Origin of the sequence: Pseudoduganella buxea (assembly GCF_009720835.1) — a bacterium.
GTDB lineage: Bacteria > Pseudomonadota > Gammaproteobacteria > Burkholderiales > Burkholderiaceae_D > Rugamonas > Rugamonas buxea.
On the sequence record NZ_WNKZ01000027.1, the window covers coordinates 1 to 24511 of the forward strand.

Consider the following 24511-nt stretch of genomic DNA (forward strand, 5'->3'; position numbering starts at 1 on the left):
CCGACGGCGCGTGGTCGCCGGCCGGCTGGAAGACGGCCGCCGGGTCGTCACCGTCTGCCGCTTGCCCACCGGGCGTGGGGGCGTGGCCGCCCTCGCCCTGGCCGTTGTACAGGGCGCCGATGACGATCGGGCGGTCGATGTCGTTCTCGATGAACTGCACCAGCACTTCCTGGCCGATGCGCGGCAGGAACTGGCTGCCCATGCCGCCGGCGGCGGTTCTCTGCGCCACCCGCACCCAGCACGAGGCGTCGCTGCTGTCCTGCCAGTGGTAGCGGATGCGGATGCGGCCCAGCGCGTCACAGTACAGTTCATCGGCGCCGCTGGCTTGATCGCTGCCGTCGGCACCGATGACGATGGCGCTTTGCGCGCCGTGCGCCGTCGGTTTCGGGTGGCTGCGGGCGTCGCTGCCCGGCAGTTCCGGGCGCCACGGGACCTCCGCCGCCAACGCGTCGAAGCGGTTGGCGTAGCCGAGTTTGCGGGCCTGGTCGATCACCAGGGCCATGTCCTCGTCGGCCAGGTCGGCTTCAAGGAGCACGTCTTCCAGCAGTTCCGGGATGGGGCCGAACAGTTCGGCCAGGGCCCGCACGGCCGGTGACGGCAGGTTGTTTACGCCGACGCTGGTTACGCGCAGGATCGTGTAGCTGGCCGGGGCGTCGCCGAACATGGCCAATGGCCCCTGCGTGACGTCAATGCGGGTGCCGGCGGCCAGCGTGCGCACGGTCGAACGGCCTTGCCAGGGCTGGCTGCGTGCCTCGCGCGCTTCCATCTGCAGTTCCGCATAATGCTGCGCCAGGGCGCCGCTGGCAAACGCGTACTGGCCCGGCACGTCGTAGCTCTCCAGCACCGGTAGCTTGGCGTACTGTTGGCGCGACGGGACGCTGGCACCGACGGCCTTCTTGGCCTTGTAGTCGTAGCTGAGGAGGGTCGCCAAGGTCGAGACGACCTTGCGGCGTTTTTGCAGGGCCTGGATGCTGTCCTGCTTTTCCGCCGTGCGGGCGCCGTGGAAACGGATGCCGCCGTTGGCGGCGCTGCTGGCATCTTCCGGCACCGCGCAATGCTGCGTGCTGTCGGCGAACAACACCATGCACGAGCCTTCCGTCGCCTCCTCGAAGCGCCAGGCCAGGCCCTCCTCAGACAGCAGGCGGCGCACGAAATCGTAGTCCGATTCCCGGTATTGGCAGCAGTAGCTGCGTGCCGGCACGTTGGCAAGGAAAGTATTCGTCTCCTCGCTCCAGCGCCACTGGGCCAGCGGTTGGTAGGCCGACAGCACGTCGTCGACGATCTCGACGACCGCCTTGTCTTGCCACACGCGACTGTTCCGGACCTGGCTCAGCCGCCACAACCACGGTGTCAGCCGCAGCCGGTAGCGCGCCAGGCCGCCTTCACTGCCCAGCGCCGCGGTCTCTGTGATATCGCCGGAAAAACTGGTGCGCGTGCCGTCGGCAAGGCTGACCTGGAGACTTGCGGAACGGCCCAGCAGGCCAGGCAAATCGACATTGGCGCTGGTGGACAGCACGATCAGGTCACGCGGCCCCGTTTCCTGGAGCGCATCCATGGCAACAAACGCCTCCACCAGCAAGCCGCCGCTGCCGAGATCCGCGTCCACGGAGGGAATGGCGAGTTCGTACAAGCGGGTCGCGCTACTGAATTCCGCCAGGGTGGCAAAAACTTTTTCGACAAGAGAAGTGCTCATGTATCGGCCTGTTTTCCGCTACCGTCGCAACGCGCAGCTTGGTCTTCAGGTACTGGATACGCATTCCAGCACCGCGTGGGTCCAGAATTATAATTCGAGCAAGACAACCCGTGCTAGTGGCGCACTCGACGGTTACATTTGACGGGGTTTTCGGGCGACTGGCAGCCTGGTAATGCACGGATATGCGATTCCAGATCTGCGCTTACCGACCGGGACTCGCGTGCACGTCAAAAAACCGGCGCAACTGGACGACAGGACGAGATGCTCGGATATTCGCACCCGAAAAAGCAAAAGGGCTACACGCATGAACGTGTAACCCTATGCTTTTACAACCAAATCTTGGTGCCGCTGACCGGAATCGAACTGGTGACCTTCGCATTACGAATGCGCTGCTCTACCGACTGAGCTACAGCGGCTAAACCTGAAAACCTGTCTAGCTTTGTTTCCTTCGATCAGTGCTGCATCGAAAGAGGCCACATTTTAGCAACAGATCCGGCGGTTGACTAGGGTGTGTAGCGAATATTTTTGCTGGCGGCGAAAAAAAGCACGGAAACCTGCCTGGAAAGCGCATGCGCCCGTGCCTTTGTTGCCCTTACTCGTGGTGGTAACCCGTTACCACCGCCACCTCGTCACGCGAGCCCAGGAAGACTGGCACGCGCTGGTGCAGCTTTTCCGGCTGGATGTCCATGATGCGGTGCTTGCCATCCGTTGCCATGCCGCCGGCCTGTTCGACGATGAAGGCCATCGGGTTGGCTTCGTACATCAGGCGCAGCTTGCCGGGTTTGCTCGGGTCGCGGATGTCGGCCGGGTACATGAAGATGCCGCCGCGGTTCAGGATGCGGTGCACGTCGGCCACCATCGAGGCGATCCAGCGCATATTGAAGTCGGTGCCGCGCGGGCCCGTCGTGCCGGCCAGCAGCTCGTTGATGTAGCGCTGCACGGGCGGGTGCCAGTGACGCTGGTTCGACATATTGATGGCGAATTCCTTGGTTTTCACGGGAATCTGCATGTTGCGCTGCGTGAGCACCCAGGAGCCCATCTCGCGGTCCAGGGTGAAGCAGTTGACGCCGTTGCCGGTGGTGAGCACCAGCATCGTCTGCGGACCGTAGACGGCGTAGCCGGCGGCGACCTGCTTGCTGCCGGGCTGCATGAAGTCCTGCTCGGTCGGGTTGGCCATGCCTTCCGGTGCCTTCAGCACGGAGAAGATGGTGCCGATCGACACGTTGACGTCGATATTCGACGAGCCGTCCAGCGGATCGAACAGCAGCATGTATTCGCCCTTCGGATAGCGGTTCGGAATCTGGTGGATCGATTCCATTTCTTCCGACGCCATCGCCGCCAGGTGGCCGCCCCACTCGTTCGCTTCCAGCAGGATTTCGTTGGAGATCACGTCCAGCTTCTTCTGCACTTCGCCCTGCACGTTTTCCGATTCCAGCGCGCCCAGCACGTCGCCCAGCGCACCCTTGCCGACCGAGTGGCTGATGGTCTTGCAGGCGCGCGCCACGACTTCGATCAAGAGGCGCAGTTCGGCCGGGATCGTGTTGTGCTGGCGTTGTTCTTCCACCAGGTGTTGCGTGAGGCTGATTCTTTTCATGGATTCCCTTAGTTTGCTTAACTTATGGCTTGGACTTCTGTTTCTTGATTCAGGCGCTTCAGTTCGACAGGGCCTTGCTGACCACTTCCAGCACGTCGTTCGACAGCTTCGGCGCGGCGGCGACCCGCTCCAGCGCCGTGCGCATGTGCACCTGCAGGGCGGGGTCGTAACGGCGCCAGCGGTCCATGCTGCGGGCCAGGCGCGCCGCCACCTGCGGGTTCAGCGCGTTCAGCTTGATGACATGCTCGGCCCAGAATTCGTAGCCGCTGCCGTCCGGCGCGTGGAACTGGGCCGGGTTGCCGTTGCAGAAGCTGAACAGCAGGCTGCGGGCCCGGTTCGGCGTCTTCAGGGTGAACGACGGATGCTGCATCAGCTCGCGCACGCGCGCCACGTCCGTGTTCGGTGCGCCGGCCTGCATGGCGAACCACTTGTCGATCACCAGCGCTTCGCCGTCGAACTGCTGGTAGAACGCTTCGAGCTGGGCGTCGACATTGGCGCCCGTGTGGATCAGGGCGACGAGGGCGCTGGCCCGGTCCGTCATGTTGGTGGCGCCTTCGAACTGGCGGAATGCCAGGGTCAGCACGTGTTCGTCCGGCGCGGCGCACAGGTAGGCCAGGGCCAGGTTCTTCAGGCCGCGCTTGCCGGCCGACACGGCATCCGGGCTGTATTCGCCGGGAGTGTCGTTGGCCGCATAGGCGTTCAGCAGCTCGCTGCGCAGCACCGTGGCGATGGTCTTGCGCATGAACTGGCGCGCCGTGTGGATGGCACGGGGGTCGACCACTTCCATGCGGTCGGCCACCACCGATTCGGACGGCAGGATCAGGGCCTGCTCGCGGAAGGCCGCGTCGAGCGTGTCGTCCAGCAGCAGCGCGCGCTGGGCGGCGATGAAGCCGTAATCGAGTTCCAGGCCGGCGCCCTGCTGCACGGCGGCCGTCAGGTCCAGCAGGCGCGACATGGCCAGGCGCTGGCCTGCTTCCCAGCGGTTGACGGGGTCGCTGTCATGACGGAACAGGTGCACCAGTTCCTCGTCCGTGTACGGATACTCCAGGATCACGGGGGCCGAGAAACCCCGCAGCAGCGACGGCACCGGCTGTTCGGCGATGCCCTCGAAGCGGAACACTTCGCGCTCGCCCATCAGCTCCAGGATCAGGGTGGTGTCGCCGTCGGCATTGAGCGGCAGGTCGCTGCCCTGCGCGCCCAGCAGGCCGAAGGCCACGGGAATATGGAAGGGCAGCTTGGTCGGCTGGCCCGGCGTGGGCGGGCATTGCTGGGCCAGCGTCAGTTCGTAAACCTGGTTTTCCGCATCGTAGGTGCTGGTGGCCGTGACGACGGGCGTGCCGGCCTGGCTGTACCAGCGCTCGAACTGGCTCAGGTCGCGCCCGCTCGCATCGGCCATGGCCTGGCGGAAGTCGTCGCAGGTGACGGCCTGGCCGTCATGCCGGGCGAAATACAGGTCCATGCCCTTGCGGAAGGCGTCGCGCCCCAGCAGGGTCAGGTACATGCGCACCACTTCGGCGCCTTTTTCGTAGACCGTGACGGTGTAGAAGTTGTTGATCTCGACGAACGAGTCGGGCCGCACCGGGTGCGCCATCGGGCCGGCATCCTCGGGATACTGGGCCTGGCGCAGCGTGCGCACCTGGTCGATGCGGGTGACGGCGCGGCCGCTGTCCGTGCCGATCATGTCGGCCGAGAATTCCTGGTCGCGGAACACCGTCAGGCCTTCCTTCAGCGACAGCTGGAACCAGTCGCGGCAGGTAACGCGGTTGCCGGTCCAGTTGTGGAAGTACTCGTGGCCCACCACGGCCTCGATGCCGGCGTAGTCGACGTCCGTTGCCGTGGCCGGATTGGCCAGCACGAACTTGGTGTTGAAGATGTTCAGGCCCTTGTTTTCCATCGCGCCCATGTTGAAGTCACCCACGGCGACGATCATGAAGCGGTCCAGGTCCAGTTCCAGCCCCCACCGTTCCTCGTCCCAGCGGATCGAGTTCTTCAGCGACTGCATGGCGTAGTCGGTCTTGTCCAGGTTGCCGTCCTCGACCCACACCTGCAGCAGCACCTCGCGGCCCGACTTCAAGGTGTAGCGCTCTTCCTGGCACACGAGGCGCGCCGCCACCAGGGCGAACAGGTAGGAAGGCTTCTTGAACGGGTCCTCCCACTTGGCGTAATGACGCCCGTCCGGCAACGTGCCCTCTTCCACCAGGTTGCCGTTCGACAGCAGCACGGGGTATTTTTCCTTGTCCGCGCGCAGCATCACCGTGTACACGGCCATCACGTCGGGGCGGTCGGGGAAATACGTGATGCGGCGGAAGCCCTCGGCCTCGCACTGGGTGTAGAAGCTGCCATTGGAGACGTACAGGCCGGACAGGGTGGTGTTGTCCTGCGGCGCGCACAAGGTCTCGATTTCCAGCACCACGTTCAAGGGTGCGCCCTTGATGGTCAAGGTCGTCGCCCCCAGTATGTACTGACCTGGGTTGAGCTCGGTGCCATTCATGCGGATGGCGACCAGTTCGATGTCCTCGCCATGCAGCACGATATCGCGGTTCTTGCTGTCCGGGTTGTGGCGCATCGTGACGCGGTTGGCGACGATGGTGCGGGCGGGATCGAGATCGAAGCCCAACTCCACGGTTTCCACCAGGTAGCTGGGCGGGGTGTAGTCTTTACGGAAAATCGTTTGCGGGCTGTCGGTTCTCATGAGAGTGGCCAGGGAGAGGACAAAAGGATATTTTACCAACACCGCCACCGGGCGACGTTCGTTTCTTTTCAGCTTATCCACCAGCCGTAACATTCTGTAATAATCGCGTAGCGCCAACGGGCCGGATTTACACTCATTTTGCGCTAATTGTGAATTTATTGAGTAGCGTCAGCACAGACATCCATTGGGAGCAGATCATGAAAAGTTTAGCCATCCTTGCCGCAGCGGGCACCCTGCTGCTGACCGGGTGCGCGACGACTATCCGCAGCGACGTCACCGTGTTCCACCAGTGGCCCGCGCAGTTGCAGGAAAAATCGTATGTGTTCGGCACGCCGGCGCCGGCCGAGGACACGCTGGAATACCGTAGCTACCAGCAGTTGGTGGCGGCCGAACTGAACACCCTCGGCTTCGCCCAGGCCCCATCGCCGGCGCAGGCGAAGCTGCGCGTCGAGATGGCCTTCTCGACGACGGACCGGCCCACCCGCCACCTGCAGGCGACGGACCCGTTCTGGGGCATGTCGCCCTACTGGGGCCCGTATGGATGGCCGTACCGGGGTTATTACCCGTCGCGCTACCGCTACCGCCATTTCGGCTTCCGCCCGTATTACGACCCGTGGATGTACGGCCCGATGGAGTTCCGCGAAGTGATCGTGCACAACTACGAACGCAAGCTGAACGTGACAATCAACGACATGGCCGGCGCCAAGCTGTATGACGTGACGGTGCAGAACACCAGCCGGCGCCAGTCGACGCCGCAGGTGATGCCGCTGCTGGTGAAAAGCGCGTTCGCCGGCTTCCCCGGCGAAAGCGGCAAATCGAAGCGGATCGAGCTGGAGCTGCCGCCGTCGCAGTAAACATTGCTGCAAAAATGGGGTCTGTCCCCATTTTTGCGGCAACTATTTCACCCATGCCTCGCTGGCCACGGTGATCACGCCGATCAGCGCCACCGCCAGCAGCAACACGATCAGCAGGCGGCCGAACTTCGGGCTGCCGTCGCTGTCGTCGCTGTCGTCCTTGTTGTCGGTCGGCGTACCCATCAGTGCGGCAGCAGGATCGACGAACCGGTCGTCTTGCGCGACTCCAGGTCCGTGTGCGCGTGGCCCGCGTCCTGCAGGCGGTAGCGCTGGTTGATGGCGACCTTCACCTCGCCGCTGGCGATGACGCCGAACAGCGAGCGGGCCGTCGCTTCCAGGTCTTCCCGTCTGGCCACGTAGTGCACCAGGGTCGGGCGGGTCAGGAACAGCGAGCCGCGCGATTGCAGTTCCGACGGCGCGAAGGCCGGCACGGGGCCGGAGGCGTTGCCGAAGCTGACCATCAGCCCCAGCGGTTTCAGGCAATCGAGCGAGCCCGTGAAGGTGTCCTTGCCGATCGAATCGTAGACCACCGACACGCCCTCGCCGTTCGTCAGCTCGCGCACCTTCTCGGCGAAGTTTTCGCGCTTGTAGTTGATTACGTGGGCGGCGCCATGCTCGATGGCCAGCGCCGCCTTTTCTTCCGAACTGACGGTGCCGATCAGGTTCACGCCCAGCACCTTGGCCCACTGGCAGGCGATCAGGCCGACGCCGCCCGCGGCGGCATGCCACAGCACCGTGTCACCCGGCTTCAGGTGGGCCGTGCGGTGCAGCAGGTACTGCACCGTCATGCCCTGCAACATCGCCGCGGCAGCCGTCTCGAAGCCGATATTGTCCGGCAGCACGACGAGTATGCCGGCCGGCACGTTGCGCGCCTGGGCATAGGCGCCGTTGGGCCGGGCCGCGTAGGCCACCCGGTCGCCCACCTTGACGTGGGTGACGCCTTCGCCCACCGCTTCGACGGTGCCGGCGCCCTCCTGCCCCAGGCCGCTGGGCAGCGCCTGCGGGTACAGGCCCGTGCGGAAGTAGATGTCGATGAAATTGACGCCGATGGCCTCGTGCCGCACGGTGGCCTCGCCCGGCCCGGGCGCACCGACATCGACGTCGACCAGTTCCAGTACTTCCGGGCCGCCCGTGCGGCTGAAACGGATTGCCTTGCTCATCACAGTACCTCCATCAGGTTGGGGTTGCTTCCGGGCCCGCCATCGCCGCCTCCAGTTGCGACAGCACCAGGTGAGCCGTCGCCACGTTCGTTGCACACGCCACGTTGTGGACGTCGCAGGCGCGCACCAGCGCATTGATGTCCGGCTCGTGCGGCTGCGGGGTCATCGGGTCGCGCAGGAAGATCACGGCGTCGATGCAGCCCTCGACCAGCAGCGCGCCGATCTGCAAATCGCCGCCGAAGGGGCCGGAGTGCTTGCGCTCGACCGCCAGACCCAGTTCGTTGACGAGGCGCCCGCCCGTGGTGCCCGTGGCCGTCAAGGCGCAGCGGCGCAGGAAGTCCACATATTCGCCGGCCAGCGCGATCATGTCGTCTTTTTTCTTGTCGTGGGCAATCAGGGCGATGCGTGGAATCATGGTGGTCTCGTCGTTGTGGTTATCGTTATCGTGAAATTCAGGTGGCGCGCTTGACCCGCGACAGCAGGTAGATGCCCGTCAGCACCAACGCCGTGCCGGCCAGCTGCCAGCCCGTGATGGCCTCGCCCAGGATCACGGCGCCCAGGAACAGGGTCGAGACGGGGCCGATCATGCCGGCCTGCGACGCGATGCCGGCGCCGATGCGCTGCACCGCCGTCATCGTCATGAACACGGGCGCCACCGTGCATAAGAGGCCGTTGACGAGGGACAGCCAGTACACGGGCGCAGGCTGCACCAGCATGCCGGCCGGGCGCAGCAGGAAAAACTGCAGCAGGCACGCGGCCGTCGACACGCACATGGCATAGGCGACCAGGCGCAGCGCGCCGATGCGCTGCACCATCTCGCCGGACAGCAGCAGGTAGACGGCATAGGCGGCCGCCGAGCCCAGTACCAGGAGCGAGCCGAGCATGACGTTGCCGCCGCCCTGCAGGTCGTGCACGAACACCAGCACGATGCCGCCGTAGGCGATGAGCAACGCCAGCCACTGCAGGCGGCCGATATGCTGCTTCAGCAAGGTGGCCGACAGCAGCAGCACGAAGGTGGGCGTGAGGAACAGGATCAGGCGTTCGAGCCCGACGGTGATGTATTGCAGGCCGAGGAAGTCGAGCAGGCTGGACAGGTAATAGCCGACCAGGCCCAGCCCCACGATGCGCCAGCGATCCGGCACCGACAGGGGCGGTCCCGCGCGCATCTGCCACACGGCGACGAGGGCGAACACGGGCAGCGAGAACAGCATGCGGAAGGCGATCAGGGTAACGGCATCGATGTGGTAGCGATACAGCAGCTTGGCGATGACGGCCTTGGTGGAAAACAGGATCGCGCCGCCCACGGCCAATGCCATCCCGCCCAGGTAACCGGCCTTGGCAACCGGCACGGCCTTGTCCGCTATGCTTTTTGTCATCCGGCCATTGTAAGGCCAAATCGGCAACGTCGCTGGCGGCTGCCCGGCGCCCCGACGCCGCGCCCCGATGTTGTGATTTTACAAATTGCCCAGCCGGCTTTTCGAGGGTGAGACGCCCGCCCGGAGCTCATGCACGATTGAAAGCCAGTCGACGCCCCGGCGATTTCAAGGTAGGCTGTGATTACAATTATGATATTTTGATTTTATTAACAAGGATTACGGATATGGCAGATACTTTCGGCAACTTCCCCGGCGGCGCAGGCAACGACTTCTTGCCGGGCACCAATAACGCAGACATCATGATCGGTAATGGCGGCGCCGACACGCTGCTGGGCAACGGCGGTGATGACCAGCTGTGGAGCGGCTCGACCGACGACAAGGCCGGCAGCTTTGACACGATCGGCGACTTGCTCGACGCCGGCAGCGGCAACGACCAGGTCTACGGCGGCGCCGGCAACGACACCTTGCGCGGTGTGGACGGCAATGACACGCTGACCGGCAACGCCGGTAACGACTCGCTCGACGGCGGCAACGGCGACGATATCCTGATCGGCGGCAGCGGCAGCAATGTCTTCAGCGGTGGCGCCGGTCTGGACAAGGCAATCTTTGCCGGCACGCGTGGTGACTTCACGATCGCGCTCAAGGACGGCTCGGTGGGCGTGACGTCGGCTGCGGGCGGCGTCAATACCCTTGATGCGACGGTGGAACGTGTCGTGTTCGACGATAGCGCCATGGCCTACGACATCAATGGCAATGCCGGCAAGATGTTCCGCCTGTACCAGGCAGCCCTGGACCGCGCACCGGACGTCTCGGGCCTGGGCTTCTGGATCAGTGGTGCCGACCGCGGCGCGGAATGGGAAAAACTGGCGGAAGGTTTCACCCACAGCGCCGAATGGAATGCGAAGTACGGCGAAAACTCGAGCAATGAAAGCTTCCTGACCAATCTCTACCAGAATGCCCTGCACCGCGATCCGGACGCCGGCGGCTTCTCGTTCTGGTTGCGCGCGCTCAATGAAGGCTTCTCGCGCGAGCACCTGCTGGTGCAGTTCTCCGAAAGCGCGGAAAATCACGCCCAGGTGATCGGCAGCATTCAAAACGGCATCGAATACGTGCCATACGCGTGATCGCAAGCCTTCCCCTGGCGGCGTAATCGATGGAGGGCGGTATGCTAGAATACCGCCCTCGATTGCACACCGTCTAAGGAAGAGTGAACATGGCTGGACACAGCAAATGGGCCAATATCAAGCATAAAAAGGCTGCAACGGACGCGAAACGTGGCAAGATCTGGACGCGCCTGATCAAGGAAATCACGGTTGCCGCGCGCATGGGCGGCGGCGACATCAACGCCAATCCGCGCCTGCGGCTGGCAATCGACAAGGCGGCCGACGCCAATATGCCGAAAGATAACGTGCACCGCGCGATCACGCGCGGCACGGGCGGCGAAGACGGCGCCGCATACGAGGAAGTGCGCTACGAAGGCTACGGCATCGGCGGCGCGGCCATTATCGTGGACTGCATGACGGACAATCGCGTGCGCACGGTGGCCGAAGTACGCCACGCTTTCAACAAGCACGGCGGCAATATGGGCACGGAAAACTCCGTGTCCTTCATGTTCAAGCATTGTGGCCAGTTCCTGTTCGCCCCCGGTACCGACGAAGCAACCCTGATGGAAGCGGCCCTCGAGGCAGGCGCCGAGGATGTCGTGGCCGACGACGAAGGCGGCTTCGAAGTGCTGTGCGCACCGAACGACTTCGCCAGCGTCAAGGATGCACTGGAAAAGGCCGGCTTCAAGGCCGAAGTGGCCGAGATCATCATGAAGCCCGCCACCGAAACGGTGTTCACGGGCGAGGATGCGGCCAAGATGCAAAAGCTGCTCGACGCGCTGGAAAACCTGGACGATACCCAGGAAGTCTATACCAACGCCATCGTCGAAGAATAAAAGACCGGCCGCGCGCGCAATGGCAGCATGCCTGCGCGGCCAAACGATACGGCGGCCCACGGGCCGCTTTTTTAGCTCATGGAGCGCGTTCCCCCGGGCCGCTCCGGCAAGCGTTTTCCACATGGCGTGCCCCCGCTGGCCATGTTGAAGAAGCTTCCCCAAACTTGAACGAACGGTCCCTATGAAAATCCTGGTAGTCGGCTCCGGCGGCCGCGAGCACGCGCTGGCTTGGAAATTGGCGCAATCGGAACGTGTGCAGATGGTCTTCGTCGCCCCCGGCAACGGCGGCACGGCGCGCGACCAGCGGCTGCAGAACGTGGCGATCACCGACCTGAACGAACTGGCCGACTTCGTCATCCGGGAACACGTGGCCTTCACCGTGGTGGGCCCGGAGATTCCGCTGGCCGGCGGCATCGTCAACCTGTTCCGCGCGCGCGGCCTGAAGGTGTTCGGCCCGTCGAAGGAAGCGGCGCAGCTGGAATCGTCGAAGGACTTCGCCAAGGCCTTCATGAAGCGCCACGGCATTCCCACGGCCGAATACGAGACCTTCAGCGATGCGGCCAAGGCCCACGCGTATATCGACGCCAAGGGCGCGCCCATCGTCATCAAGGCCGACGGCCTGGCCGCCGGCAAGGGCGTGGTGGTGGCCGAGACGCTGGAAGACGCGCACCAGGCGGTCGACCACATGCTGTCCGATAACCGCTTCGGCGACGCCGGCGCGCGCATCGTCATCGAGCAATTCCTGGCCGGCGAGGAAGCGTCGTTCATCATCATGTGCGACGGCAAGAATGTGCTGCCGCTGGCCACCAGCCAGGATCACAAGCGCCTGCTGGACCAGGACCAGGGCCCGAACACGGGCGGCATGGGTGCCTACTCCCCTGCCCCCATCGTCACGCCCGCCATGCATGCACGCGTGATGCGCGAGATTATCAACCCCACCATCCAGGGCATGGCGAAGGATGGCATTCCGTTCTCCGGCTTCCTGTACGCGGGCCTGATGATCGACTCCGCCGGCAACCCGCGCACCCTGGAATTCAACTGCCGCATGGGCGACCCGGAAACGCAGCCCATCATGGCGCGCCTGAAGACGGACCTGGTGACGGTGATGGAACATGCCGTCAACGGCACCCTGGACGCGGTCGGCCTGGAATGGGACCGCCGCACCGCCGTGGGCGTCGTGCTGGCCGCCGCCGGCTATCCGGACGACCCGGTCAAGGGCACCCCGATCGACGGCATCCCGGCCGACACGCCGGAATCGGTGACGTTCCACGCCGGCACGGCCGACGCGAACGGCCAGCTGGTCACCAGCGGCGGGCGCGTGCTGTGCGTCGTCGGCCTGGGCGACTCGATCAAGATGGCGCAGAAGCAGGCTTACGAGACGGTCGAAAAGATCCACTTCGACGGCATGCAGTACCGCCGCGATATCGGCTGGCGCGGCCTGAAGCACTGATCCCACCGACGGAAAGAACCAGCATGTCCCAGCCCGCCCCGGAACTCGTCAAGACCTACCTGCTCGACCTGCAGGCCCGCATCGTCGGCGCCCTCGAAACGCTCGACGGCAATGCCTTCCTGCGTGACGCATGGGAGCGCCCGGAAGGCGGCGGCGGCGTGTCGCGGCTGATCGAGGAAGGCGCCGTGCTGGAACGGGGCGGCTGCAATTTCTCGCACGTGATGGGCGCGAAACTGCCGCCGTCGGCGGCCGCGCACCGCCCCGGCATCGGCGGCCGGGCATGGGAAGCGATGGGCGTGTCGCTGGTGCTGCACCCCCGTAATCCGTATGCGCCGACGGTGCACATGAACGTGCGCTTCTTCTCCACCAGCGCCGAAGACGGCACGCCCGTGTGGTGGTTCGGCGGCGGCATGGACCTGACGCCTTACTACGGCAACGAAGACGACGCGCGCCACTTCCACCGCAGCTGCCGCGATGCGCTAGCGCCCTTCGGCGACGAACTGCATCCCCGCTTCAAGGCCTGGTGCGATGAGTATTTCTACCTGAAGCACCGCCAGGAAGCGCGCGGCGTGGGCGGCATCTTCTTCGACGACTTCAACGCGCTGCCGTTCGACGGCAGCTTCGCCATGATGCAAAGCGTGGGCGACTCGTTCCTGGGCGCTTACCTGCCGATCCTGCAGGCGCGCAAGGACACGCCATACGGCGAACGGGAACGCGACTTCCAGGCCTACCGGCGCGGCCGCTACGTGGAGTTCAACCTCGTGTTCGACCGCGGCACCCTGTTCGGCCTGCAGTCGGGCGGGCGCACCGAGGCGATCCTGATGTCGATGCCGCCCGTCGTCAAGTGGCGCTATGACTGGCACCCGCAGGAAGGCACGCCGGAAGCTGCGCTGTACACAGACTTCCTGCCCCACCGCGACTGGCTCGCTGCGTGAACGCTGGCATGGCCCCGCGCGAGCGGCCGGCGGCGCGCTGCATCGCCCTGTTGGGCGGCAGCTTCGACCCGGTACACAACGGCCATGTGGCGCTGGGCCGGCGCTTCGTCGAGCTGCTGGGCGCCGACCAGCTGCGCGTGATCCCGACCATGCCATGGCAGAAGTCCGCCCTGGTGGCCAGCCCGGCGCAGCGCGCCGACATGGCGGCGCTGGCGTTCGCGGACCTGCCCTGCGAGGTCGTCATCGACCGCCAGGAAATCGAGCGGGGCCGCGCCACCTATACCGTCGACACGTTGCGGGCCTTGCGCGCGGCGCTCGGCAACGATGTTTCGCTGTGCTTCCTGATGGGCGCCGACCAGCTGCAACGGCTCGACACCTGGCATGCATGGCGCGACCTGTTTTCCCTGGCTCATCTTTGTGTGGCGGCCCGCCCCGGCTTCGCACTGGACGGACCGGATATTCCACCCGAGGTGGCCAACGAATTCAAGGCGCGCTTGTGCGCGCCGGAGCAACTGTGCTCGCAACCGGCTGGACGCACCACCTTGGCGCCCGACCTGGCAGTGGACGTCTCGTCCACCCGCATCCGCGCTGCACTGCAGGGCGGTAATGAGGCAAACTCGCTCATTGCGCGGGTAGTGCTAGACTATATCGAACAACACAATCTCTATAAGAAGTAGAACTGAATGGACATCAAAAAACTGCAAACCCTCGTCGTCGATGCACTGGAAGACGTGAAGGGCCAGGACATCGTCGTGTTTGACACGACCGGCCTGACCAGCCTGTTCGATCGCATCGCGATCGCATCCGGTACCTCGAACCGCCAGACCCGCGCGCTGGCCGCGTCGGTGCGCGACAAGATCAAGGAAGCCGGCGGCGACGTGATCGGCGTCGAAGGCGAAGATACCGGCGAATGGGTGCTGGTCGACCTGGGCGACATGATCGTCCACATCATGCAGGCGCCGATCCGCGCCTACTACCGCCTGGAAGAAATCTGGGGCGAAAAACCCGTTAAGCTGGGCGCCGCCAAGCGCAAGTCGACCACCGAGGGCAAGCTTGCCGAAGCGGTCGACGCGGCGCCGAAGAAGAAGTCCGGCCACCTGGCCGCGAACAAGGTCGAGAAGGCCGCCGAACCCGTGGTCGAGAAGAAGGCCGCACCGGCCCGCAAGCCCGGCACCGTGAAGGCTGCCGCCGCTGCCGGCGCCGCCGCCAAGAAAGCGGCCGTCAAGAAGGCACCGAAGGTCGAGGCGCCGGAAGGCAAGAAGGTCAAGGTCGCCGCCTCCAAGTCCGCCACGGCTTCGGCCAAGGCAGCCAAGGAAGCGAAGGTCAAGGATGCGGCCAAGGCAGGCGGCGTCGCGCCGGCCAAGACCGTCATCAAGCGCATCAAGAAGCCGGCCGCGGAAGAGTAATCCCGCATGCAGCTGATTATCGCTGCGGTCGGCCATAAAATGCCGGCCTGGATCGAAGCGGGGTTTGCCGAGTACACCAAGCGCATGCCGCCGGAGCTGCGCATCGTGCTGAAGGAAATCAAGCCCGTCGAACGTTCCGGCAGCAAGACCGCCGCCACGGCGATGGCGCTGGAGCGCGAGCGCATCGAGGCGGCCCTGCCGAAATCGGTGCGCATCATCGCGCTCGACGAACGGGGCCGCGACCTGACCAGTGTCGGGCTGTCGCAACAGCTCGAACAATGGCAGCAGGACGGCCGCGACACAGCCTTCCTGATCGGCGGCGCCGACGGCCTCGACCCGGGCCTGAAGGCCAGGGCCGAGGGTCTGATCCGCATCTCCAGCATGACCCTGCCGCACGGCATGGTGCGGGTGATGCTGGCCGAGCAGCTGTACCGCGCCTACACCATCACCCAGAACCACCCCTACCACCGCGTCTGAACCCCGGCAAAACCGGGGACAGTCCCCTGTTTCAAGGCAATCTTGCCTGGGAATGGGAGACTGCCGGATCGCCAACCCGCCCCGTTTTTACTTCCGCCTTGCCCTGTCCCTCCGCCGCCTTAGCTGGTATCGTTTCACTACTCTGAAATTTTCAACAATAACAACGATGAAACTGGTCGAACGAAAAATCTATCTTGCCTCGAAGAGCCCCCGGCGGCGGGAACTGCTGCGTCAGATCGGCGTCGATTTCGAATTGCTGCTGCTGCGCAGCGACGGCCCGCGCGGTGCCGACGTCACCGAGGAAGTCGCCGTCGACGAGCCGGCGTACGACTACGTGACGCGGGTGGCGAACGAGAAGGCCGGTTTCGCGTTCGACCTGGTGCGGCGCCGCCACCTGAAGCCGCGTCCGATCTTGTCGGCCGACACCACTGTTGCCGTGGACGGCCAGATCCTGGGCAAGCCGGCCGGCAAGGAAGAAGCCGAGGAGATGCTGAACCGACTGTCCGGCCGCACCCACCAGGTGCTGACGGCCGTGGCGGTGCGCACCTACGATTTCGAAGGCTGCGTCACGCAAGTGTCGGACGTGCGCTTTGCCAGCCTGACCCCGGCGGCCATCCAGGCCTACTGCGCCAGCACGGAGCCCTACGACAAGGCGGGCGGCTATGGCATCCAGGGCCTGGCGTCGGTCTTCATCGAGCATATCGAAGGCAGCCACTCGGGCATCATGGGCCTGCCCCTGTACGAGACGGCGGGCCTGCTGCGCCAGGCCGGGCTGAAATTGCCATGAATGAAGACATCCTGATCAATATCACGCCGCAGGAGACGCGCGTGGCGCTGGTGCTGCAGGGCGCCGTGCAGGAGCTGCATATCGAGCGCACCCTGACGCGCGGCCTGGCCGGCAACGTCTACTCCGGCAAGGTGGTACGGGTGCTGCCCGGCATGCAGTCGGCCTTTATCGACATCGGCCTGGAACGCGCCGCCTTCCTGCACGTGGCCGACATCTGGGAGGCGCGCCCCCACGATGGCCAGGCCGCCGTGCCGGTGCCGATCGAAAAGCTGCTGTTCGACGGCCAGGTGCTGACGGTGCAGGTCATCAAGGACCCGATCGGCACGAAGGGCGCGCGCCTGTCGACGCAGATCTCGATCGCCGGACGCATGCTGGTCTACCTGCCGCAGGATTCGCATATCGGCATCTCGCAGAAGATCGAGAAGGAAACGGAGCGCGAGGCGCTGCGCGCGCGCATGCAGGGCCTGCTGCCGAAGGAAGAAAAAGGCGGCTACATCGTGCGCACGCAGGCCGAGGACGCCAGCGATTCGGACCTGCAGGCCGATATCGAGTACCTGCGCAAGACGTGGGCGACGATCACCCACGGCGCCCGCACGCGCCCGCCCACCAGCCTGCTGCACCAGGACTTGAGCCTGGCCCAGCGCGTGCTGCGCGACTTCGTGCACGACGAGACGGCCACGATCCAGGTCGACTCGCGCGAGAATTTCCTCAGCCTGAACGAATTCGGCAAGGTCTACACGCCCAGCGTGCTGCCGCGCCTGCAGCACTACACGGGCGAGCGCCCGCTGTTCGACCTGTACGGCGTGGAAGAGGAAATCCAGCGCGCGCTGGGCCGCCGCGTCGACCTGAAGTCCGGCGGCTACCTGATCGTCGACCAGACCGAGGCGATGACGACGATCGACGTCAACACGGGCGGCTACGTGGGCGGCCGCAACTTCGCCGACACCATCTTCAAGACCAACCTGGAAGCGGCCCACGCCATCGCCCGCCAGCTGCGCCTGCGCAACCTGGGCGGCATCATCATCCTCGACTTCATCGACATGGAGAACGCCGAGCACCGCAACGCCGTGCTGTCGGAACTGAAGAAGGCCCTGGCGCGCGACCGCACCAAGGTCTCCGTCAGCGGCTTCTCGGCCCTGGGCCTGGTCGAGATGACGCGCAAGCGCACCCGCGAATCGCTGGCCCACATCCTGTGCGAGCCCTGCCCCGCCTGCAGCGGCAAGGGCCAGGTCAAGACCTCGCGCACCATCTGCTACGAAATCCTGCGCGAACTGCTGCGCGAAGCAAAACAGTTCAATCCCCGCGAATTCCGCATCCTCGCCTCGCAGGAAGTGGTCGACATGTTCCTGGAAGAGGAATCGCAGCACCTGGCCATGCTGGGCGACTTCATCGGCAAGAAGATTTCACTGCAGGTGGAGAATGCTTATCACCAGGAGCAGTACGACGTCATCCTGATGTAGGGGCAGATCCATGAAACGCGCATTGTTCATCTGCAGCCAGAATCGCCTGCGCAGCCCCACTGCCGAGCAGATTTTCGCGTCATGGCCCGGTGTCGAAACCGACTCCGCCGGGCTGGGCGGCGACGCTTCCGTACCGTTGGCGCCCGAGCAACTGGCTTGGGCCAATATCGTCTTCGTGATGGAAAAAGCCCATCGTAACCGTCTCGCCACCCGCTTCCAGGCGCACCTGAAGAATAAACGCGTGATCTGCCTGGATATACCGGACGACTACGAATATATGCAGCCCGAACTTATCAAGCTGCTCGAGGCGAAAGTGGGCAAGTTCCTGCGCTGACACTTACTGCCTGCCGTCCCATCCCTGGATCGTTTTCGCCCCACCCTGCGTTTTCCTCGTTTGCGAAGCTGCCGCGCCGGCATGTATGCCACGGCCGCGTATGCGAGGACCAGCGGCGGCAATACGGTCGCGCTGGCCCGCGACGAGGCCGGATTCGGCCGCCTGCGGCGCAGCGTGTTCTTGGGCATGCAGCACCGCTTCTGATGCTTCGATAAAAAAGCAGCGCTGGGCGCCGTGCCAGTAGAATATGGCAGGCCGGTCCGGTTGGACCGGCAGCGAACCGTTGTGATCTTTCGAGAGAATCCGCCCATGCGCCTGTTAATTGCCCTGTTCCTTCCGTGGCTGACCTTCTTCACGATCGGCCGCCCCATCGCCGGCGTCATCTGCCTGATCCTGCAGATCACGCTGCTCGGCTGGCTGCCGGCCGCCATCTGGGCCGTGTATGCACTGAGCCAGTACAAGACGGACAAGAAGATCGAACAGGCGCTGGGACGCCGGGAGGGCTAGCGGCGCCGCAGGCCAATGACGACCGAAGGCCCTGTTCAGGGCCGGGTCGTGAATCGACGAAGGTAGACGCCCGCAGCGGAACTCAGCGGCGGCGGGAGGTAGTGCCGCAGGCGTCCGGAACTGCGCCTGCTTACTTGCTCGACTTGCGGCGTGCCACCACGCCCAGCAGCGCCAGGCCGCCCAGCATCATGCCGTAGGTGGTCGGCTCCGGTACCGGCGTCACGGCGAGGGTCACGCCATAGTTGCCGGCTGCTTGCGACAGCACGCTGCCTTCCACTTGCACGTAGTAGCTGCCCGACAGGCCGGCCGTGCTCAGTTGCCACTGGTCGGTCCTGCCCGTTTCCAGCTGGGTGCCGCTGCTGACCAGCGTGCCGTCGATGCGGTACAGGCTGAAGCCCGTGATATCCAGGCCATTCTTCGGATTGCCGCTGACGGAGAACAGGTCGGCCACGATCGACGAGCCGGCGCCCAAGTTGAAGCTGTACTGGTCGGCGAAGGTGTCGCCCGAGTGATTGCCAGTGATCAGGCGGCCGAAGAAGGCAGCGTTGTCTTCCAGCGTGATCGCTTCGATCGGATTGCTGATGTCTTCCGCCATGGCGGCCTGGCTCGTGAAGGCGGCGCAGGCGAGTGCAATGGCTGATGCAAATTTCTTGGTCTTGGTCATGTGTTGCTCCTGAAAACGTATCAAATGGTTGAGACCGCTGAGGAGCGCTTAAGGTAGCAAAACTCCAAGATGCAAAAAATCTGGCATTACATGCGCTTACAAGTTGAGTTCGGTCAATGAAACGACCTTAACCGGCTCTTAGGCACAAGAAATCCTTTGAAATCATGATGTTACCGATTAAGGAAACATCTGTTTTCCCCGCCGTCAGATTGATCCTACGTGTAGACGCGATTTCTTTACACGTCGGAAAACGACGACTATAAGCGGCGCATAAGGATATGCACTTGACGCATTACGCGGAAAGTGACCAATTGGCAGTCAATACGTCATTGAAGTCCTTCGGCCAGCGGCGCCGGCTGCAGCGCTGCATACCATGCGGCATAAGGGGTATTGACCACCAAGCGCCGGTTGTAGTCGGGCGCGCCGTCGGTCCACCAGACGGGACCCCGCTCGCCCAGGCTGCGCTTGGCGGCATCGACGGCGGCACGCGCCGCGCGCTCGGCTGCGGCGTCACCCGCCTTCTTCGCCGCCCCTACCTGCCGCCGCGCCGTCATCAGCTGCCCGACCAGCACCTGCCTGGTGTCCGGGACCAGGGCCGGATTGCTCGTGCGCCAAAGCCGGCCTGCCACGACGAAGTAGCGCCCATCCGGCGTGACGGGATATTTGCTGGAAGATGTCATGGCCTTCAATATACCGTTGCGCAGGCGGTGGCCGCGTTCGTGCAGGCCAAGCGGGGCACACGAAATTCGTGCCCGCCTGTCGAATCCGGGCGGTGCCGTTCGTCGTCGTCAGGAGGGTCGTCCTCTGTCACCCCAAAAGGAAATCATCATGTCCACCAATGCCGTCGAGTTCCACCGCGTCCTGAAATCCACGTCGGACCGGGTCTACCGCGCCTTCGTCACGCCGGGCGCCTTCGCCAAATGGCTGCCGCCGCACGGCTTTATCGGTACTGTCCACGAGATGGATGCCAGGGTCGGCGGGCGTTACCGGATGTCGTTCACCAATTTCACGACGGGCGGCAGCCATGCGTTCGGCGGCGAGTATCTCGATCTCGAGCCGGGCAGGCGCGTGCGCTACACGGCCGAATTCGACACGCCCGAACTGCCGGGCCGGATGGAAACCGCCGTCACCTTACGCGACGTGTTCTGCGGCGTGGAACTGCGCATCCGGCAGGAGGGCATTCCCGCCGCCATTCCCGCTGAATCGTGCTACCTGGGCTGGCAGGAGTCGCTCGCACTGCTGGCGCAACTGGTCGAGGCCGAGATCAGGGAGTGAGCACCGGCGCCAGCCCCAGGTCCGGCGCTACCCGGTTGCGCCCGGCCGACTTGGCGGCATACAGGGCTTTATCGGCCGCTTCGATCAGGGTGGTGGCGGCATCGACGCCACGCTGAGGCACCAGGGCGGCGACGCCGGCGCTGATCGTCACGATGCCCTGGGCGCTGTCCGCATGGGGCAGCTGCAGCGCCGCCACGGCCTGGCGCATGCGCTCGGCCACGGCCCAGGCGCCGGCGATATCGGTATTGGGCAGCAGCACGGCCAGCTCTTCGCCGCCATAGCGGGCGGCCAGGTCGCCGGCCCGCTTCGGCGTCTGCTGGCGGATGGCGCGGCTGATGGCGCGCAGACAGTCGTCGCCGGCGCTGTGGCCATAGCGGTCGTTGAACAGCTTGAAGTGATCGACGTCGATCAAGGCCAGCGCCAGCGAGGCGCCCTGGCGCGTGGCGCGGCTGAACTCATTGCCCAGCGAGACATCGAGCTGGCGCCGGTTGGCCAGGCCCGTCAGGCCGTCCTGCAGCGCCATCTTTTCCAGCGTCGCATTCAGGCTGGCCAGCGCGTCGCGGGCCTGGCGCAGCTCCCGTTCCGCCTCCAGGCGGCGCCGCATCTGGCCGATCAGGCGCTGGCCGAACAGCGCCAGCAAGGCTGCCAGCGCCACCACGCCGAGCGAATGCAGCCACGTGTCGCGGCGCCAGTGCGCCAGTGCCTCCTCCTTCGACAGCGCGGCCGTGACGAACAGCGGGTAGTTCTGCAGCGGGCGGTAGCTGTTCAGGCGCACCTGGCCGTCCTGGGTCGAACGGAACATGCCGGTGCCGGTGGTGCCCGAACGCGAATAGGCCTGGTACAGGGGCGTGTCGACGATGCTCGCGCCGATGCCTTCGGCGCGAAACGGCCGGCGCACCAGCATCACCCCGCGGTTCGACAGCAGCGCCACGGCGCCGTTGTCGCCGATATCGAAGCTGGCGTAGAAGCGGCGGAAGTAATCGATGTCGATCGTGGCCAGCACCACGCCGCCGAAGGCGCCATCGGGCTTGTCGATGCGGCGCGACACGGGAATGATCCATTTGCCGCTGGAGCGGCTGATCACGGGCAGGCCGATATGGGGGCCCTTGTCGCGGTTCTCGCGGTGGAACCTGAAGTACTCGCGGTCGGCATTGTTGGCCTTGCGGTCCAGGGTCGGCTGCGAGTTGACCATCCAGCGCCCCGCTTCGTCGTAGGCATACAGGCCATCGAGCTGCGGCAGCGCGCGCACCTGGCCCAGCATGACCTGGTGCAGCCTGGCCAGCTGGCCTTCGTGCAGGCCATCCATTTCGATGCGTTCTTCCAGGTCGGCCAGGCTGGTGTCGGCCGCCTTGATGGTGTCGTCGGCGTGCTGGCTCATGGCCCGCGCCAGGTTCGTGCTGGAACGCTCGGTCTCCTCGAGCAGCACGCCGCGCGCGTTCCAGCTGCGCCAGAAGTCCAGGCTCACCAGCGCCACGCAGACCACCGTCACGAAGACGGTGGCCCAGAAGGTGATGGGAAGGCGCTTCAGCATGGCGGCTTGGTGCGGACGATGACGCCCGGATGGGGAATCAAGCGGTTATACCGCAAAGCCCCCGGCCGGCGTCGCATGGCTGGTGCCCAGCATCGGCTGCAGCGTATGCCAGACCTGGTCGGCGTCGATGCCGCGCATGCAGTTGTGGTGGCCCAGCGGGCACTCGCGCTGGCGGCATGGCGAGCAGTCCAGCCGCAGCGACAGCGAGCGCGCCATGCTGGAAAATGGCGGCGCGTGATCGGGATCGGTGGGCCCGTAGATCGCCACCACGGGGCGGTCCAGGCTCGAGGCCACGTGCAGCAGGCCCGAATCGTTGCTGACGATGGCCGCGCAGCGGGCGATCAGGGCGATGGCCTCGGCCAGGCTGGTCTGCCCGGCCAGGTTGAACACGGCGCCGGCGGCGCTTCTGCCGGCCAGCGCGGCCATGATTTCGTCGCACACGGGGCGGTCCTTCGGTGAGCCCAGCAGCGCCACCTGCGCGCCCGGCACACCGGCAAGGATGGCCTGCGCCAGGCCGGCGAAATGCTGCGGCGGCCAGCGCTTGGCCGAGCCGAACTCCGCGCCCGGCGCGAACACGATCAAGGGCCCGTGGCCCAGGCCCGCCTTGCTTGCGGCGGCGTCCATCTGCTCGCGCGATACCTGCATGGCCGGGCGGGGCACATCGGCGCGCAGCGGCGCGCGCGGGGCATCGGCCAGCGCCGCGTAGAACGGCACCATCGGGCGCGGCGGCACATCGTCGAAGTGCATCACGTTGATCAGCCCATGGCGGCTCTCGCCCTTGTAGCCGACCCGGCGCTTGATCCCGGCCAGCCAGGGGATCAGCGCGTATTTCAGTGTATTGGGCAGCACATAGGCTTCGGCATAGCCGCGCGCCTTCAGCAGGCGCGCATAGCGCCACCGCTCGCGCAGCTGCAGGGCGCCATGGCGGAACGGCGTCTGCAGCACTTCGTCGACCTCGCGCATCTGGCGCCAGGCCGGTGCCACCGCGGGTGGCGCCAGCACGTCGATCGGCCGGTCCGGATGGCGCGCGCGCAGCAGCTGCAGCAGCGGCTGGGCCATCACGGCGTCGCCGATCCAGTTGGGAGAAATGATCAGGGTACGCTGCATGTCAGTTCCCGTCGGCGGTCTTGGCGTTCAGGCATAGGCCCATCGTCACGAACAGCATCAGCGCATAGAACATCGCGCTGCGCACGGACCAGAAGATCACCTCCGTCAGCCCGAAGCTGAAGTAGCTGACCACCAGCAGCAGGCCGGCCAGGGCCGGGGCGATCAGGCGGGGGCTGGCCGTTTCGTGCGACTGCAGGATGCGCAGGAAGAACAGGAACGGCATCAGCAGGGTGCCGAACCAGCACAGGAAGCCGATCACGCCGCCGAACACGAGCACCTGCAGCGCGTCATTGTGGAAATGCTCGGCTTCCAGCACGAAGGGCTGCAGCTTGCCGGCATCGACCAGTTCACGCAGTTCCTCCTTGACCTGGGCGTTGCTGGACGGCGCCCACGGGTGGCGCGCCACCAGCATGCCGGCGCCCTTCCACAGTTCCAGGCGCACGCCGACATTGGTGAAGGCGCCGCCGCCCGTGTAGTAGGTGCGCACGTCGTCGATACCCTGCCCCAGCCGCTCGCTCACGCCCGTCTGCGGTACGAAATAGGCGCCGAACATCACCAGCGCCACCAGGCCGGCCGTGCCCTTGGCGAACTTGCCGCGCAGGTAGTGGCCGTATTTCAGGAACAGCAGTGCGGCAAAGAGAATGGCCACCCAGCCGCCCCGCGTGCCCGTGGCCAGGGTGCCGACCAGGCCCGCGACGGCGCCCAGCGCGGGCCAGATGCGCTGGCGGCCGCGGAAATCGAGCACGCCGGCCAAGGACATGAGGCCCATGCAAAGGACGATGTCGCCGAAGGTGATCGCGTTCATCATGCCGCCCGGCCGGTCCACCCCTTCGAACCAGCGCTGGTAGCCGGCCACGCAGGCGCCGGCCACGGTGCCGCCGATCAGGCCCCACCACAGGGCATTGCGATCGGGCCGGCATGCCAGCACGGCAAACAGGGCGCTGGCAGCCAGCAGCATGCGGCTGGGCTTCTCCCAGTTGCGCAGGTTGACATCGCCGTGCAGCAGCACGACGAGGCCAAAAAACAGGAAGGCAAGCCCGAACGCTGTCAAAACGCCGCGGATATCGCTAAGATGACGGCGCCACTGCGGCGCGCCTTCTCGCCAGCACCAGAACGCGGCGAGCAGGAAGCCGAAGCTGCACAGGCCGACGCCGGCGCTCGTGATCAGGGTCAGGAAGGGCAGAAGGAAAACCAGGCAGGTGACAGTGACAGTTTTTACGTCGGCATTCTTGGTTAAAGTATTATTCATCAATGTTTTTGTGAGCGTTTC

At 65.1% G+C, this 24511-nt stretch carries 27 protein-coding genes and 1 tRNA gene; 15 read left to right on the forward strand and 13 right to left on the reverse strand.

Going from position 1 to position 24511, the window contains the following annotated elements; all coding sequences use genetic code 11:
- The 4 genes from GM672_RS11475 to pepN form a co-directional block, all read right to left on the reverse strand.
- Positions 1-1693, reverse strand: a 1693-nt coding sequence (locus tag GM672_RS11475; protein WP_155470664.1) for a type VI secretion system Vgr family protein, incomplete at its 3' end; no start/stop codon positions are given.
- A gap of 340 nt (positions 1694-2033) precedes the next feature.
- Positions 2034-2109 (reverse strand) — tRNA-Thr (locus GM672_RS11480).
- Between the two features lie 176 nt (positions 2110-2285).
- On the reverse strand, positions 2286-3287 hold the full coding sequence (locus GM672_RS11485) for a class 1 fructose-bisphosphatase (protein ID WP_155470665.1): 1002 nt from the start codon (positions 3285-3287) through the stop codon (positions 2286-2288).
- 58 nt (positions 3288-3345) lie between these two features.
- A complete protein-coding gene (pepN, locus tag GM672_RS11490) occupies positions 3346-5979 on the reverse strand; it encodes an aminopeptidase N (protein WP_155470666.1) in 2634 nt (877 codons plus the stop codon).
- Positions 5980-6176: 197 nt separating this feature from the next.
- Between pepN and GM672_RS11495 the strand changes: the two genes are divergently transcribed.
- Positions 6177-6833: a DUF4136 domain-containing protein gene (locus GM672_RS11495; protein ID WP_155470667.1), complete on the forward strand. Its 657-nt coding sequence runs from the start codon at positions 6177-6179 to the stop codon at positions 6831-6833.
- A gap of 42 nt (positions 6834-6875) precedes the next feature.
- On the opposite strand, the gene GM672_RS28320 is transcribed toward GM672_RS11495, so the two are convergent.
- From GM672_RS28320 to GM672_RS11510, 4 genes are read right to left on the reverse strand one after another with little or no spacing between them, the layout of a single operon-like run.
- Complete coding sequence (locus GM672_RS28320; protein WP_170300023.1) at positions 6876-7016, reverse strand: hypothetical protein; 141 nt, start codon at positions 7014-7016, stop codon at positions 6876-6878.
- Positions 7016-7993: a quinone oxidoreductase family protein gene (locus GM672_RS11500; protein ID WP_155470668.1), complete on the reverse strand. Its 978-nt coding sequence runs from the start codon at positions 7991-7993 to the stop codon at positions 7016-7018. Before GM672_RS11500 ends, GM672_RS28320 begins: the two co-directional genes overlap by 1 nt.
- Before the next feature lie 13 nt (positions 7994-8006).
- On the reverse strand, positions 8007-8408 hold the full coding sequence (locus tag GM672_RS11505) for a methylglyoxal synthase (RefSeq protein WP_155470669.1): 402 nt from the start codon (positions 8406-8408) through the stop codon (positions 8007-8009).
- 37 nt (positions 8409-8445) lie between these two features.
- The gene (locus GM672_RS11510; protein WP_155470670.1) at positions 8446-9369 is read right to left on the reverse strand and encodes a DMT family transporter; all 924 of its coding nucleotides are present in this window, start codon (positions 9367-9369) and stop codon (positions 8446-8448) included.
- 224 nt (positions 9370-9593) lie between these two features.
- Here GM672_RS11510 and GM672_RS11515 point away from each other — a divergent pair, with 224 nt between their 5' ends.
- The 12 genes from GM672_RS11515 (at position 9594) to GM672_RS11565 (ending at position 18664) form a co-directional block, all read left to right on the forward strand.
- A complete protein-coding gene (locus tag GM672_RS11515) occupies positions 9594-10493 on the forward strand; it encodes a DUF4214 domain-containing protein (protein ID WP_170300024.1) in 900 nt (299 codons plus the stop codon).
- Between the two features lie 89 nt (positions 10494-10582).
- Positions 10583-11308: a YebC/PmpR family DNA-binding transcriptional regulator gene (locus GM672_RS11520; protein WP_155470672.1), complete on the forward strand. Its 726-nt coding sequence runs from the start codon at positions 10583-10585 to the stop codon at positions 11306-11308.
- 181 nt (positions 11309-11489) lie between these two features.
- Positions 11490-12758, forward strand: a complete 1269-nt coding sequence (gene purD, locus GM672_RS11525) for a phosphoribosylamine--glycine ligase (RefSeq protein WP_155470673.1) — start codon at positions 11490-11492, stop codon at positions 12756-12758.
- A gap of 23 nt (positions 12759-12781) precedes the next feature.
- Positions 12782-13693, forward strand: a complete 912-nt coding sequence (gene hemF / locus GM672_RS11530) for an oxygen-dependent coproporphyrinogen oxidase (RefSeq protein ID WP_155470674.1) — start codon at positions 12782-12784, stop codon at positions 13691-13693.
- Positions 13694-13701: 8 nt separating this feature from the next.
- Complete coding sequence (nadD, locus tag GM672_RS11535; RefSeq protein WP_155470709.1) at positions 13702-14370, forward strand: nicotinate (nicotinamide) nucleotide adenylyltransferase; 669 nt, start codon at positions 13702-13704, stop codon at positions 14368-14370.
- A 6-nt stretch (positions 14371-14376) separates the two neighbouring features.
- On the forward strand, positions 14377-15099 hold the full coding sequence (gene rsfS / locus GM672_RS11540; RefSeq protein WP_155470675.1) for a ribosome silencing factor: 723 nt from the start codon (positions 14377-14379) through the stop codon (positions 15097-15099).
- 6 nt (positions 15100-15105) lie between these two features.
- The gene (rlmH, locus tag GM672_RS11545) at positions 15106-15576 is read left to right on the forward strand and encodes a 23S rRNA (pseudouridine(1915)-N(3))-methyltransferase RlmH (RefSeq protein ID WP_155470676.1); all 471 of its coding nucleotides are present in this window, start codon (positions 15106-15108) and stop codon (positions 15574-15576) included.
- 166 nt (positions 15577-15742) lie between these two features.
- Positions 15743-16363 (forward strand): Maf family protein, encoded by a 621-nt coding sequence (locus GM672_RS11550; RefSeq protein WP_155470677.1) that lies wholly within the window; start codon positions 15743-15745, stop codon positions 16361-16363.
- Positions 16360-17823: a ribonuclease G gene (gene rng, locus GM672_RS11555; RefSeq protein WP_155470678.1), complete on the forward strand. Its 1464-nt coding sequence runs from the start codon at positions 16360-16362 to the stop codon at positions 17821-17823. The genes GM672_RS11550 and rng overlap by 4 nt, the downstream gene beginning before the upstream one ends.
- A gap of 10 nt (positions 17824-17833) precedes the next feature.
- A complete protein-coding gene (locus GM672_RS11560; RefSeq protein WP_155470679.1) occupies positions 17834-18157 on the forward strand; it encodes a low molecular weight protein tyrosine phosphatase family protein in 324 nt (107 codons plus the stop codon).
- 81 nt (positions 18158-18238) lie between these two features.
- Positions 18239-18361 carry a hypothetical protein gene (locus GM672_RS29555; RefSeq protein WP_260098938.1) on the forward strand — a complete coding sequence of 41 codons (123 nt, stop codon included), beginning with the start codon at positions 18239-18241 and terminating at the stop codon, positions 18359-18361.
- A gap of 105 nt (positions 18362-18466) precedes the next feature.
- On the forward strand, positions 18467-18664 hold the full coding sequence (locus GM672_RS11565) for a YqaE/Pmp3 family membrane protein (protein WP_155470680.1): 198 nt from the start codon (positions 18467-18469) through the stop codon (positions 18662-18664).
- Positions 18665-18794: 130 nt separating this feature from the next.
- Here GM672_RS11565 and GM672_RS11570 read toward each other — a convergent pair whose 3' ends face one another.
- Positions 18795-19328 carry an FxDxF family PEP-CTERM protein gene (locus GM672_RS11570; RefSeq protein ID WP_155470681.1) on the reverse strand — a complete coding sequence of 178 codons (534 nt, stop codon included), beginning with the start codon at positions 19326-19328 and terminating at the stop codon, positions 18795-18797.
- 326 nt (positions 19329-19654) lie between these two features.
- Positions 19655-20008, reverse strand: coding sequence for a hypothetical protein (locus GM672_RS11575; RefSeq protein WP_155470682.1), 354 nt, complete (start codon positions 20006-20008; stop codon positions 19655-19657).
- A gap of 148 nt (positions 20009-20156) precedes the next feature.
- Between GM672_RS11575 and GM672_RS11580 the strand changes: the two genes are divergently transcribed.
- Positions 20157-20603, forward strand: coding sequence for an SRPBCC family protein (locus GM672_RS11580; RefSeq protein WP_155470683.1), 447 nt, complete (start codon positions 20157-20159; stop codon positions 20601-20603).
- Here GM672_RS11580 and GM672_RS11585 read toward each other — a convergent pair.
- Genes GM672_RS11585 through GM672_RS11595 form a run of 3 tightly spaced genes read right to left on the reverse strand, consistent with a single transcriptional unit; the run spans position 20593 to position 24250 of the window.
- Complete coding sequence (locus tag GM672_RS11585; RefSeq protein WP_155470684.1) at positions 20593-22134, reverse strand: sensor domain-containing diguanylate cyclase; 1542 nt, start codon at positions 22132-22134, stop codon at positions 20593-20595. The two genes, GM672_RS11580 and GM672_RS11585, sit on opposite strands and share 11 nt — an antisense overlap.
- Before the next feature lie 45 nt (positions 22135-22179).
- Positions 22180-23241 carry a lipopolysaccharide heptosyltransferase II gene (gene waaF, locus GM672_RS11590; protein ID WP_155470685.1) on the reverse strand — a complete coding sequence of 354 codons (1062 nt, stop codon included), beginning with the start codon at positions 23239-23241 and terminating at the stop codon, positions 22180-22182.
- 1 nt (position 23242) lies between these two features.
- Complete coding sequence (locus GM672_RS11595) at positions 23243-24250, reverse strand: O-antigen ligase family protein (RefSeq protein WP_229427728.1); 1008 nt, start codon at positions 24248-24250, stop codon at positions 23243-23245.
- Here GM672_RS11595 and GM672_RS29950 point away from each other — a divergent pair.
- Positions 24239-24478, forward strand: coding sequence for a hypothetical protein (locus tag GM672_RS29950; protein WP_229427727.1), 240 nt, complete (start codon positions 24239-24241; stop codon positions 24476-24478). The two genes, GM672_RS11595 and GM672_RS29950, sit on opposite strands and share 12 nt — an antisense overlap.
- Positions 24479-24511 lie beyond the last annotated feature (33 nt).